General features: G+C 71.4%; 13 protein-coding genes. 7 read left to right on the plus strand and 6 right to left on the minus strand.

The annotated features are described in order from the left end of the window. Window positions 1–35 precede the first annotated feature (35 nt). From ACWEBX_RS19440 to ilvA, 3 genes are all read right to left on the minus strand, one after another. Window positions 36–893, minus strand: a complete 858-nt coding sequence (locus tag ACWEBX_RS19440) for an ABC transporter permease (RefSeq protein ID WP_451886060.1) — start codon at window positions 891–893, stop codon at window positions 36–38. Continuing rightward, window positions 890–1,924: an ATP-binding cassette domain-containing protein gene (locus tag ACWEBX_RS19445; RefSeq protein ID WP_451886061.1), complete on the minus strand. Its 1,035-nt coding sequence runs from the start codon at window positions 1,922–1,924 to the stop codon at window positions 890–892. The genes ACWEBX_RS19440 and ACWEBX_RS19445 overlap by 4 nt, the downstream gene beginning before the upstream one ends. A 202-nt stretch (window positions 1,925–2,126) precedes the next feature. Next, window positions 2,127–3,356 carry a threonine ammonia-lyase gene (gene ilvA / locus ACWEBX_RS19450; protein WP_451886062.1) on the minus strand — a complete coding sequence of 410 codons (1,230 nt, stop codon included), beginning with the start codon at window positions 3,354–3,356 and terminating at the stop codon, window positions 2,127–2,129. Between the two features lie 165 nt (window positions 3,357–3,521). Here ilvA and ACWEBX_RS19455 point away from each other — a divergent pair, with 165 nt between their 5' ends. From ACWEBX_RS19455 to ACWEBX_RS19465, 3 genes are all read left to right on the plus strand, one after another. Then, a complete protein-coding gene (locus tag ACWEBX_RS19455; RefSeq protein ID WP_451886074.1) occupies window positions 3,522–4,028 on the plus strand; it encodes a MarR family winged helix-turn-helix transcriptional regulator in 507 nt (168 codons plus the stop codon). 327 nt (window positions 4,029–4,355) lie between these two features. Next, on the plus strand, window positions 4,356–4,850 hold the full coding sequence (locus ACWEBX_RS19460; RefSeq protein WP_451886075.1) for a sigma factor-like helix-turn-helix DNA-binding protein: 495 nt from the start codon (window positions 4,356–4,358) through the stop codon (window positions 4,848–4,850). Beyond that, window positions 4,847–5,098: a hypothetical protein gene (locus ACWEBX_RS19465; RefSeq protein ID WP_451886063.1), complete on the plus strand. Its 252-nt coding sequence runs from the start codon at window positions 4,847–4,849 to the stop codon at window positions 5,096–5,098. The genes ACWEBX_RS19460 and ACWEBX_RS19465 overlap by 4 nt, the downstream gene beginning before the upstream one ends. Window positions 5,099–5,291: 193 nt before the next feature. Here the strand turns inward: ACWEBX_RS19465 and ACWEBX_RS19470 are convergent, their stop codons facing one another. Further along, window positions 5,292–6,446 carry a cystathionine gamma-synthase gene (locus ACWEBX_RS19470; RefSeq protein WP_451886064.1) on the minus strand — a complete coding sequence of 385 codons (1,155 nt, stop codon included), beginning with the start codon at window positions 6,444–6,446 and terminating at the stop codon, window positions 5,292–5,294. A 168-nt stretch (window positions 6,447–6,614) separates the two neighbouring features. Between ACWEBX_RS19470 and ACWEBX_RS19475 the strand changes: the two genes are divergently transcribed. The 3 genes from ACWEBX_RS19475 to ACWEBX_RS19485 all read left to right on the plus strand — a co-directional run bounded on the left by ACWEBX_RS19475 (window position 6,615) and on the right by ACWEBX_RS19485 (window position 9,665). After that, window positions 6,615–7,733 carry a hypothetical protein gene (locus tag ACWEBX_RS19475; RefSeq protein ID WP_451886065.1) on the plus strand — a complete coding sequence of 373 codons (1,119 nt, stop codon included), beginning with the start codon at window positions 6,615–6,617 and terminating at the stop codon, window positions 7,731–7,733. Between the two features lie 100 nt (window positions 7,734–7,833). Beyond that, the gene (locus tag ACWEBX_RS19480; protein WP_451886066.1) at window positions 7,834–8,940 is read left to right on the plus strand and encodes a serine hydrolase domain-containing protein; all 1,107 of its coding nucleotides are present in this window, start codon (window positions 7,834–7,836) and stop codon (window positions 8,938–8,940) included. A gap of 131 nt (window positions 8,941–9,071) precedes the next feature. Further along, on the plus strand, window positions 9,072–9,665 hold the full coding sequence (locus ACWEBX_RS19485; RefSeq protein WP_451886067.1) for a DUF4291 domain-containing protein: 594 nt from the start codon (window positions 9,072–9,074) through the stop codon (window positions 9,663–9,665). A gap of 27 nt (window positions 9,666–9,692) precedes the next feature. Here the strand turns inward: ACWEBX_RS19485 and ACWEBX_RS19490 are convergent, their stop codons facing one another. Both ACWEBX_RS19490 and ACWEBX_RS19495 read right to left on the minus strand, forming a co-directional pair. Next, window positions 9,693–10,100 carry a DUF3224 domain-containing protein gene (locus ACWEBX_RS19490; protein WP_451886068.1) on the minus strand — a complete coding sequence of 136 codons (408 nt, stop codon included), beginning with the start codon at window positions 10,098–10,100 and terminating at the stop codon, window positions 9,693–9,695. Window positions 10,101–10,153: 53 nt separating this feature from the next. Further along, entirely contained in the window at window positions 10,154–10,630 is a 477-nt protein-coding gene (locus tag ACWEBX_RS19495) for a hypothetical protein (protein WP_451886069.1), read from the minus strand. A gap of 360 nt (window positions 10,631–10,990) precedes the next feature. Between ACWEBX_RS19495 and ACWEBX_RS19500 the strand changes: the two genes are divergently transcribed. Next, complete coding sequence (locus ACWEBX_RS19500) at window positions 10,991–12,220, plus strand: serine hydrolase (protein ID WP_451886070.1); 1,230 nt, start codon at window positions 10,991–10,993, stop codon at window positions 12,218–12,220. Window positions 12,221–12,402: the final 182 nt, after the last annotated feature.

Here is a 12,402-nt window from a genome sequence, read left to right on the forward strand (position 1 = left end):
GCATCGTCATGTCCGCGTCGGTCAGGGCAGGGGCGTCACGCCGTCGCCGAGCGGTACTTGCGGACGGCGAGCGTCCGGAAGATCACCACGATCAGGACCGAGTAGATCACCGAGGCCCAGACGGGGTGCTGCATGGGCCAGGCCTCGGACGTCGACACGCCCGGGTTGGCGAACAGCACCCGGCATGCCTGGACGGTGGCGCTGAACGGGTTCCAGTCGGCGACATGCCGCAGCCAGGGGGTCATGTTGCTGGTGTCCACGAACGCGTTCGAGATGAACGTGACCGGGAACAGCCAGATCAGGCCGCCGGACGTGGCCGCCTCGGGTGTCCGCACGGACAGGCCGATGAGCGCGCCGATCCAGGTGAACGCGTACCCGAGCAGGAGCAGCAGCCCGAAGGCTCCGATGACGCGGAACGCGTCGGTGCTGCCGTTCGAGCCGACCCGCCAGCCGACCAGGACGGCGACCACCGCGAGGACCAGCAGGGTCAGCGCGGTCTGCACGAGGTCGGCCAGGGTGCGGCCGGTCAGCACCGCGCCCCGCGCCATGGGCAGCGACCGGAAGCGGTCGATCAGGCCCTTGTGCATGTCGTCGGCGATACCCGCGCCGGCGCCCGCGGTCGCGAAGGTGACCGTCTGGGCGAAGATGCCGGCCATCAGGAAGTTCGTGTAGTCGGCGGCGCTGGTGCTGCCGCCGATCTTCATGGACCCGCCGAAGACATACGTGAACAGCACCACGAACATGATCGGCTGGATCAGTCCGAAGATGACCATCTCCGGGATCCTGGACATTCTGATCAGGTTCCGCTTGGCGATGACCAGGGAGTCCCGGACGGACTGGTAGACCGGGTTCGAGGGTGCCGTGACCCGCACGGCGTCGCTGACGGCGCTCACTTCACGGCCTCTTTCCTGCTCGTGTCGGTCCGGGCTTCCTTGCCCTTGGCGCCCCGGCCGTCCGCCCGGCCGTCGCCCTCCTCGGCCTTCTCCTCGGCCACGTGGCCGGTGAGGGAGAGGAAGACGTCGTCCAGGGTGGGACGGCGCAGGCCGATGTCGTCGATCTCGATGCCGCGGCCGTCCAGCTCGCGGATCACTTCCGCGAGGAGCTTCGCGCCGCCGGTGACGGGCACGGTGAGCTTGCGGGTGTGTTCCTCGACCGTCGTCTCGCCCTTGCCGAAGCCGCGCAGCACCTCGGAGGCGGTCGCGATGTGCTCGCGATCGTGCACGACGACCTCGACGCGCTCGCCGCCGGTCTGTGCCTTGAGCTCGTCGGCGGTGCCGCGGGCGATGACGCGGCCGTGGTCGACGACGCAGATGTCGTGCGCGAGGTGGTCGGCCTCTTCGAGGTACTGGGTGGTCAGCAGCAGGGTCGTCCCGCCGGAGACGAGCTGCTTGATGACGTCCCAGAGCTGCTGACGGTTGCGCGGGTCGAGGCCGGTCGTGGGCTCGTCCATGAACATCACCGGGGGCGACACGACCAGGGCCGCCGCGAGGTCGAGACGGCGTCGCATGCCGCCCGAGTACGTCTTCGCGGTGCGGTCGGCGGCGTCGGCGAGGTTGAACTGCTCCAGGAGCTCGTCCGCGCGGACCTTGGCGGCCTTCGCGCGCATCTGGTAGAGCTGTCCGACCATCTGGAGGTTCTCGCGGCCGGTCAGGTATTCGTCGACCGCCGCGAACTGCCCGGAGAGGCCGACCCTGCGCCGTACCGCGTCGGGGTCCTTGAGCACGTCGACGCCCGCGACGACGGCCTTGCCGCTGTCGGGGCGCAGCAGGGTCGTCAGACAGCGGACCGCGGTCGTCTTGCCCGCGCCGTTCGGCCCGAGCAGGCCGAGGACGGTGCCTTCCGGGACATCGAGGTCGACGCCGTCCAGAGCCCTTACGTCACCGAAGGTCTTCACCAGGCCTTCGGCGTAGATGGCGCCTGGCATGAGTGTTCTCCACGTCGTTGGGGATTTTGGGGTGTGCGCATGCTTTCGGATGTGCGTGTACTGGAGACTCGCGCACGACGAAAAAGTCATCGGCCCGGCCCCGTCGGCGCCGATCCGCGGACCCACCGTAACGCGATGTATCGCGTCACTCAATGGAATTTCCCGAAGCGGGAAGACCGGCCCCCCACGGGCTGCCGCGCCCTCAGTCGATGACCGTGTACCCCGCCTCGCGCAGCGCCGCGTTCACCTCGGCGCAGTGCTCGTGCCCCTTCGTCTCCAGGTGCAGCTCGACCTCCACCTCCGTGAGCCCGAGCCGTGGATCGGTCCGTACGTGGCTCACATCGAGGACGTTAGCGTCCGCCACTGACAACACCCCGAGAAGCGTGGCGAGGGCACCGGGCCGGTCGGTGAGCCGCAGCGTGACCGCCAGGTAGCGGCCGCCCGCCGCCATGCCGTGCCGCAGGATGCGCTGCATCAGCAGCGGATCCACGTTCCCGCCCGACAGCAGCGCCACGACCGGGCCCTCGAAGGTGCCGGGGTCGCGCAGCAGCGCCGCGACGGAGCTCGCGCCGGCCGGTTCGACGACCAGCTTGGCGCGCTCCAGGCACAGCAGCAGCGCGCTGGACAGATCGTTCTCGGAGACCGTACGGACCTCGTCGACCAGCTCCTCGACCAGGCGGAACGGCACGTCGCCGGGGCGGCCGACCTTGATGCCGTCGGCCATCGTCGCCGGGTTCTCGACCGACACCGGCCGCCCCGCCGCGAGCGAGGGCGGATACGCCGCCGCGCCCTCCGCCTGCACCCCGATGATCCGGACGTCCGGGCGCAGCGACTTCACGGCGACGGCCACGCCCGCCGCGAGCCCGCCGCCGCCGATCCCGAGGACGATCGTGCGCACCTCCGGGCACTGCTCCAGGATCTCCAGGCCGACCGTGCCCTGCCCCGCGATGATGTCGGGGTGGTCGAAGGGGTGGATGAAGACCGCGCCCGTCCGCTGCGCGTACTCCTGCGCGGCGGCCAGGGTCTCGTCGACCACCTGCCCGTGCAGCCTCACCTCGGCGCCATAGTCGCGGGTGGCCGCGACCTTGGGCAGCGGGGCCCCGTTCGGCATGAACACGGTGGACCGCACACCGAGGAGCGCGGAGGCGAGGGCGACGCCCTGCGCGTGGTTGCCCGCGCTCGCGGCGACGACGCCCGCGGCGCGCTCCTCCGGGAGCAGGCCCGCGATCCGCACGTAGGCGCCGCGCAGCTTGAACGATCCCGTCCGCTGGAGGTTCTCGCACTTGAACTGCACCGGTGCGCCCACGAGCTGGGACAGATACCTGCTGCCCTCCATCGCGGTCACCCGCGCCACACCCGACAGCATCTTCTGCGCGCCGCGCACGTCGTCGAGCGTCACACTGGGAAAGGAGTCAGCCCTGCTGTAGCTCATGACCGTCAGTCTCGCAGTTCACGCGGGCGCACTCCCGTGGTGACCACGCTCCGAGACTCGGTTTGCTCAGCGCCGGTACGGCCCGCGCCCCGGCCGCGTAACCTGTCCCCCAACCCAGCTCCCCACGCATGAATTGAGCCCCCGGCCATGCCCACTACACCAGAGATGTCGATGGACATGACGACCGTCGGTGACACCGGTCTTCTCGAAGCCCTTCAGCACGAGGTCGCGGTCTTCGCGCGCCGTGCGGAACAGACCCGGCTCGGCGGGGTGGGGCAAGTGCGCAACTCCATGGACCGGGCCGCCTACCTCCTGCTCAACCGCCTCGACAAGGAAGGCCCGATGGGCGTCAAGGCGCTCGCGGCAAGCATGGGGATCGACTCCTCGACGGTCACCCGGCAGGTCGCCCCGCTGGTCGACACCGGGCTCGTCAAGCGCACCTCGCACCCCGAGGACGGGCGCGCCGTGGTGCTCCAGCTCTCCCCGCGCGGCCAGTCCCGGCTGGACGAAGTGCGCACGTCCCGGCGTCAGTTGATGGCCGAGCTGACACACGATTGGGCGCCGGAGGAGCGTGAGGTGTTCTGCGCGCTCCTCACGCGCTTCAACGGCGCGCTCTCCGCCCGCCAGGCGGCCCAGGGAATGCCGGCGCCGGAGGCCGAACAGGCCTCCTGAGCCGCACCCGGGGCAGGCGGTGGGTCGTGCCCGGGACCGGGCAGCCGGCCGCACCCGGAACCGGGTACCAGGCCGCATCCGGAACCGGGCGGCGGGCCACGCCCAGGACAGGCCATGGGCCGCGCCGGTCGCAGGCCGCGGGCCGTGCCCAGCACCTCCGGGCGTCCGCCGCCCCGCACGCGCGCGTGCATGTGCTCCGAACTCTTGACCGGAAGGCGCCCCCTGGCCTCATATGAGACCGGGTCCTCGTCGTACGGGGTGCGACGGGTCGCACGGTCGCACGCGGCCGCGGGCCTTCTCAGGGGGCATCCTCAGGCGGGAGGCATGGTGCGAGAACGGCGTGCCTCCCAAGGCGTTCGCCGGGCCCGGGAGTTCGAGGCCTTCGTGGCGGGCGCGGCGGGGCGGCTGCTGCACACCGCCACGCTGCTCACCGCGGAGCCCCGGGACGCCAACCCGCGCGCGCGGCGGCTGCTGACGCAGGTCCTCGCCCATACGTACGCCTCCTGGGACCGGCTGCACGGCGAGGATCCCTACGACAGCGCCCGCCGGCAACTGGCCGCACGCTTCCAGCGCACCGCCTGGCACCAGTACGGGAGCTTCGGGCGGCGGCGCACCTCCCCGGACCACGTCCTGGCCGCCCTCACGCCCCAGGAACGGCTGATCCTCGTCCTCAGGCTGTACGAGGGGGTCGCCGAGGAACAGGCGGCGGCCCTGCTCGGGCTTCCCGCGGAACGGGTGGGGGCGATCTGCGCCCGTGCCATGGCGACGCTGCTGCACCCGCCCCGCGACCCGGCACCGGCCCTGGAGGTGGCGCCGTCGTGAACCTGTCGGAGCGCGAGGCCGCCGTACGGCGGATGCTGGAGCAGGCACCTGGGCCCGTGGTGCCGCCGGACCTGTACGGCGAGGTCGTACGCCGCGGACGGCGCGTGCAGCGCCGCGCGAGAGCGGTGCGGGGGCTGCTGTGGCTGGCGCTGCTCGCCGCGGCCGTCGTCTTCGCCGTCTGGGCGGCGACGGCCCGTCCGTGGGTGGAGCCGCCGTCGGACACGACTCCACCACTGACGGGCTGGTGACCGGGCCCCGCTGACGACGGGCTGGTGACCCGGGCCCCGCCGACGGGCCGGGTGAGCGGGATTCCGTCGCTGACGGGCCGGTGACCGTACGCCGCTGCCCGCGGGCCGGTGGTCCGGCGCGCGGGCAGGGGTGGCGGGTCCGGGCAGGCGGTGACTGTGGGCCGGTGGGGGCCCGGGAGCCGCCGCCCCCGGATCAGCCCAGGGCCTGCTGCAGATCCTGGAGCAGGTCGTCGATGTTCTCGATGCCGACGGAGATGCGGACGAGGTCGGCGGGGACCTCAAGGGCCGAACCGGCGACCGAGGCGTGCGTCATGCGGCCCGGGTGCTCGATCAGGGACTCCACCCCGCCCAGCGACTCACCGAGCGTGAACACCTTGGCACGGTTGCAGACCTCGACGGCCGCCTCCTCGCCGCCCTCGACCTGGAAGGAGACCATGCCGCCGAACGCCCTCATCTGCTTGGCGGCGATCTCGTGACCGGGGTGCTCCGGGAGACCCGGGTACAGAACACGCGTCACGCGTGCGTGCCGGGTGAGCATGTCGGCGATCCGGCCGGCGTTCTCGCTGTGCCGGTCCATGCGCACGGAGAGTGTCTTGGTGCCGCGCAGCACCAGCCAGGAGTCGAAGGGCCCGGCGACCGCGCCCATCGCGTTCTGGTGGTACGCCAGCTCCTCGCCGAGTTCCTGGTCGCCGGTGATCAGGGCGCCGCCCACGACGTCCGAGTGGCCGCCCATGTACTTGGTGAGGGAGTGCACGACGACGTCCGCGCCGAGCGCGAGCGGCTGCTGGAGGTAGGGGGTCGCGAAGGTGTTGTCGACGACGAGCCGGGCGCCCGCCTCGCGCGCGATCTGCGCGATCACGGCGATGTCGGTGATGCCGAGGAGGGGGTTGGAGGGCGTCTCGACCCAGATCGCCTTGGTCTTCGGGGTCAGTGCGGCCCGTACCGACTCGGGGTCGCTGGTGTCGGCCACCGACCACTCGACGCCCCACCGGGACACGACCTTGGCGAAGAGCCGGAAGGTGCCGCCGTACGCGTCGTTGGGGATCACCACGTGGTCACCGGGGCTGAGCAGCGTACGCAGCAGGCAGTCCTCGGCCGCGAGTCCCGACGCGAAGGCGAGCCCGCGGCGGCCGCCCTCCAGTGCTGCGAGGTTCTCCTCCAGTGCGGTCCTGGTGGGGTTGGCGCTGCGGCTGTACTCGTAGCCGCCGCGCAGGCCGCCGACGCCGTCCTGCTTGTAGGTCGAGACCTGGTAGATCGGCGGGACGACCGCTCCGGTGAGGGGATCGGCGGTGTTGCCCGCGTGGATCGCGAGCGTCTCGAAATGCTGACTGATGTGCCTGTCGCTCATGAGTCCCGAGCCTAGTGCTCCTTACGCGTTCGTGACGGCGTACACCCGGCCGCGGAGCGGACCTTCGCGCAGAGCGTGAGGTGTACACCCGGGACCGGAGCAGACCTTCGCGCAGAGCGTGACGGACCGGGTTGGCCAATTGTCGGACCCGTCTGGTTCGCTGGAGGCATGCAGATTCTCTGGGTCCTGATGGCGCTGGCCATGTTCAGCGTGGTCCTGCTGCCGGTGTTCCGGCGCAGGCGCTCCGGTATACAGCTCGTCACGCCCGGTGACCCGGACGCCGCGGACCCGGCGAACTACGGCTTCCTGCTCCAGGAGGAGCTGGACATCCGCATGCCGGGACCGGACGCGGATCTGCTGAACGTCCTGGACGTGGTGCAGCGGACCCAGGACTACCGCGCGGCCTCGCAGCTCCTGGCCGGCACGGAGACCGGGGGCGAGACCCGCTGGCAGCGGGTGCAGGCCTTCGCGGGCGCCGCGTCGCTGGAGCTCCAGCAGCGGCCCGGCGGGGTCAGCGAGACGCCCGGCGGACAGTGGCTGCGGGTGTGGCGTGCCGAGGCCCCCAAGGACGCGGGCGGCGCCGCGGTGCACGCCGAGTTCCTGGTGCAGCAGGCCTGGCGGACGTCGACGCCGGGTACCGACGACTTCCGGATCATCATGGAGGAGGCGCGGTCCGCGTGCGGCGACGCGGCGCTGCTGTCCCCCGGTGACCCGATCCCGTACATCATCGAACTGTCGGTGGCGCGTGGGCTCGGCTACTCCCAGCCGGAGTTCGAGAAGCTGTGGCTGAAGATCCTGGACCGCGCGCCCTCCCACATGGGCGCGCATCTGGCGGCCCTGCACTACTGGTGCGAGAAGTGGCACGGCTCGCGGGAGACGGCGTACGCCTTCGCGGAGGCCGCGGCGGCACGCGCGCCGGAGGGCTCCCTCCTCGCGGCGATGCCGCTGTTCGCGGTCTTCGAGCACCTGCCCGAGGTGAACCTCGTCCGCAGCTTCTACCAGAGCGAGGTCGTGACCAAGTCCGTCCACGGCGGGCTGTACGCGGTCCACGCCGCCCGCCCCGACGACCCGATGCTCGCGCACGTCCGCCATCTGCTGGTCTGCTTCCTGGTCCGCGGCGAGCGCTGGTCCGAGGCGATGGGCCAGTTGGTGCACGTGGACGGCCACGTCGGTGCCCTGCCCTGGACCCTGAGCCAGGACCCGGCCGCGGACTACGCGATATACCGCGCGCTGGCGGTCGCCGGGTACGAGGCCAACGGCGGCAGCCCGGCGACACTGTCGCACTGAGGGCGGCGCGCGAGGCGAGGGCGGCCCGCCCCGGGGCCGGATGAGCGCGGGGCCCTGGGATTCGGTTGCCCTCCGGGCGCTCCCGGGCTACAAACCACACATGGCCGACATCCAGGGCTCGTACGACGATCTCTTCATCGCTGTGCCCCTCGCACTGTCCACGATGCTGGACGAGGGCGACGCCGGTGCCTCGGTGGCCGTCTTCGTGGACGGCGAACCGGTGGTGGACGTCTGGGGCGGCTTCACCGACGCGGACCACACGAGCCCGTGGCAGCGGGACACGATCACCAACGTCTGGTCCGTGACCAAGACGATGACGACGCTGTGCGCGCTGATCCTGCTCGACCGGGGCGAGCTCGACCTGGACGCACCGGTCGGCCGCTACTGGCCGGGGTTCGCCCGGGCGGGCAAGGAGAAGGTGCTGGTGCGGCACCTGCTCGCGCACACCGCGGGCCTGCCCGACTGGGACGGACCGATCGAGGACCTGTACGACTGGCCGTCCGCCACGGCGCGCCTGGAGGCGCAGACCCCGCAGTGGGAGCCGGGCAGCGCGGCCGGGTACCACTCGCTGACCCAGGGGTTCCTGGTGGGCGAGGTGGTCCGCCGGATCACGGGCATCAGCCTGGGCGAGTTCTTCGCGCGGGAGGTCGCGGGCCCGCTGGGCGCCGACTTCCACATCGGGCTGCCCGCCGGACACGACCACCGGGTGGCCCTCACGATCCCGCCGTCCGGCCAGGACGAGAACTACACCGCGAGCGCGCCCGGCGGCACGGCACCGGGCACCACCACCGCGAGCGTACGGGTCCGTGACGGCAACAGCGTGGCCTGGCGCCGTGCGGAGATCCCCGCGGCGAGCGGCTACGGCAACGCCCGCTCGGTCGCGCTCGTGCAGTCGGTCATGGCCTGCGGAGGAGCGCTGGGCGGCACCCGGCTCCTGTCACCGGCGGGCTGCGAGCTCGCTCGACAGGAACAGTTCCGGGGCGAGGACCGCCGCCTGGGCATGCCCGTCCGCTGGGGCCTGGGCTACGGCCTGTTCGACACCGGCCTCGGCTGGGGCGGCTGGGGCGGTTCCCTGGTCGTGGTCGATCCCGACCACCGCATGGCGGTGGCCTACGTGACCCACCAGATGCGCGAACCGGCGAACGACCAGCGGGGCATGGAGTTGCTGATGTCCGCCTACGACGGTCTCCAGGGCCTGAAGCCCTGACGCAACGGATCTCAGGCCGCCGTCTCCGTCTCCGTCTCCGTTTCCGGCCCGGCCCGGCGCCGGCGGCCGCCCCTTCTCACCGCGGCGAAAATGCGTGGCCCTCGCTCCCGCCCCGCAGCACGATGTACTGCATGCAAGAACCGCACCGCGCCATCCGGGCACGCCACACGGCGTCCACGATCACCGTCTACCAGGCATACCGTCCCGAGATCGGTCTGCCCGCCGTCCGCGAGGGTCGTTTTCCCGCCGCGTGGAAGCGGGACCGCATGACATGGATCAAGCCCAGTTTTCTGTGGATGATGTACCGCTGCGGCTGGGGGACCAAGGAAGGTCAGGAGACCGTTCTGGGCGTCGAGATCAGTCGTGACGGCTTCGAATGGGCGGTGCGCAACGCGTGCCTGTCGAGTTACGTGCGCGGAGCGCATCCGGACCGTGCCGCCTGGCAGCGTGAGCTCAGGCGCGCGCCGACCCGCGTCCAGTGGGACCCCGAACGGGACCTGCGGCTGCGGCCCTTGACGTACCGGTCCCTGCAACTCGGCCTCTCGGGCGAGGCCGCGCGGCGTTACGCGGACGAGTGGACGGTCGCCATCCGCGACGTCACCCCACTCGCCCACGAGATCCACGCCCTCGTCGGGGAAGGTGACCTGGACTCAGCCGCCCGGCTGCTGCCCCAGGAAGACCGCTACCCCGGCCAGGACGAACTCATCGCCCACCTGCGGGGATGATCGGAGACGTGTCGGCTCTGCCCGGCCCTAGTGGGCCAGCTCGTAGTCGAACCAGATCCGGTGGGTGCCGTCCGGGTCGACCGCGATGCCGCCCGTCCCGGTGATCCCGGCCAGCGCACCCGTCCCACTGGCCGGCACGATGACGAAGAACTCGCTCTCCCTCCCCTCGCCCAGGGTCGTCGCGGAGTGCGCGAAGTTGAAGGCGCCGGCCTGCCCGTGGAGCGTCCCCTCGAAGGACTCCATGGCGACGTACGTTCCCACCCCGTCGGACTGGTCGAACGCGGCGGTGAACAACGTGGCGGAGCGTCCGGCGATCTCGCCTTCGTACTCCTTCTCCATCGTGGCCACGCCGACGGGCAGCGCCGTCTCGATCGCGGGGCTCGGCACCGGTGCCGGAGTGAAGCCGGAAACCTTGAACGTTCCTGAAGCTCGCATCCCCGGATCGTATGCCGCGCCACTGACATCGCCGCCGAGTTGCGCGGACGGCCTCAGAGTCCCTGGAGCAGGCCCACCATCCCGCCGATGAACGCGCTGGTCAGCGTTGCGGTGACCAGGACGCCCAGCAGAACCCGCCGTCGGCGGGATCCGGTCTCCGGGCCGGTTCGGGCACGTACGGCCGTGGCTCCCAGGGTCAGCACCAGCAGGCCGGACAGGGAGAGCGCCAGCCAGCCGAACGCGGCGGCCACACCGATCTGTTCGTAGCCGTCGGAGGACGTCCGCCGCAGCGCGACCGTGCTGCCGACGGGCAGGTCGCTGTCGACCGTGGCGTCGGTGTCCACCACGGTCCCGTCGTCGGAACGGAAGATGCCGTGGCAGTGCGGGTACCGGTGGCCTCCGGTCTCGCTGTACGAGCAGGCCTGGACGCTGAGGTGGCCGGACGTGCCCGCCATCCCCGTGGCGTAGGCGAGATGCGTGACCGCGAGCCAGGTCACGGCGGTGCCCGCGACGAACAGACCCGTGATCACCAGCAGTGGGCGCCCTGCCGTCCGGCGGCGCGACACCCGCGACCGGCTCCGGAACGGGGACCGGCTCCGGTCGCGGTTCGCCTTCCGGAGGTTCGTCTTCCGGAAGTTCGTCCGTTCCGTCATCCCGTCCCCCGTTCCCGGTCCCCGCCTGTCCCGATCTCCCACGACGTACAGCAGACACACCAGTGCGCCCGATGGTTGTGGGCCGCGATGCCCGCGGCATGCCCGGCCCCCGTGGCTCCGATCGAGTGGACTTGCCGGAACGTTGATCGGACCGGGGCTCGCGGCGGGGGCGCGGGTGGTGGTGTTGCCGTCTGTTCCCGTGACGGGGACCTGAACCTGATCCGGAAGAGGCGCCCCATGCGACATACCTCCTACCGCCGTCCCCTCGCCGCGGCACTGCTCGCGGCGTCCGTGCTGGCCCCGATGACGACGACGCCCGCCGCGGCCCTCCACGCGTCAGGTGTCCGCCCGACAGGCGTCCACGCGGCGGGCGCGGACGGATACGGCGAGGACGACGACGCGAGCGACAGCCTCGGCCCGGCGCTGAGCGCCCGGCTGGACAAGGCCATCGCGGACGTCCGCGAGCAGGCCGGCATCCCCGGTGTCGTCGTCGGGCTGTGGATGCCCGGCAAGGGGAACTACGTCCGCGCGACCGGAGTCGCCGACAAGACCACCGGCAAGCCGATGTCCGTCGACTCCTACGTCCGGATCGGCAGCGAGACCAAGACGTTCACCGTCACCGCGCTGCTCGAACTCGTCGACCGGCACCGGGTCCGGCTGGACGACCCGATCTCCAAGTACATCCGGGGCGTGCCGAACGGACGTCACATCACGCTGCGCCAGCTCGCCGAGATGCGCAGCGGACTGTTCCCGTACACCTCCGACGCGGACTTCGACCACGACCTGCTCAGCAACCCGCAGCGCGTCTTCACCCCGCGGGAACTGCTCGCGTACGGGTACAGGCACCCCAACACCTTCGCGCCCGGCACGCAGTTCGAGTACTGCAACTCCAACCTCATCCTGCTGGGCCTGGTCATCGAGAAGGTCACCGGTCACAAGCTCCGGGACGTCATCGACGGGCGGGTCCTGCGCCCGGCTCGGCTGCGCCACACGCTGTTCCCGAAGGGGAACGAGTTCCCCGAGCCGCACCCGCAGGGCTACACCGACCAGACGCTGAGCGGCGAGGTCGCGAACTCCACGAACTGGAACCCGAGCTGGGCCTGGGCCGCCGGGGCGATGATCTCGAACCTCCAGGACCTGCGGCACTGGGCCAAGGTCGTCGCCACCGGCACGCTGCTCAGCCCCGAGACCCAGGCACAGCGCCTCAAGACGCTGCCGACCGGCTTCCCGGGAACGACGTACGGCCTCGGCATCTTCAACGCCAGCGGATGGATCGGGCACAACGGCTCCCTGCCGGGATACGAGACCGTGACCGTGTATCTGCCCTCGAAGAAGGCCACCCTGGTCATCATGCTCAACACCGACATCACCTACCAGGGCCAGGAACCGTCCACGCTGGTCGCGAGGGCCGTCACAGAGATCGTCACTCCGGACAACGTCTACGCCGGCGCGGTCGTCGGCCCCTGAGGGGCCGAGCAGCCGGCTGCCGGCGCCCGTGAAGCCGGAGAGGCCGGCAGGGCGTCGAAGGAGAGGTCGTCTCCGGTCGAGAAGCACCGAAGGCGCCGTTCCCGTCGTACGACGGGAACGGGGCCCTCGGGGTGACACCCCCGGGTGTGGCCCAAAGCGGGGGTAGGGAGAGGGGCGGGTGG

This window comes from Streptomyces sp. NPDC005070 (assembly GCF_053600395.1).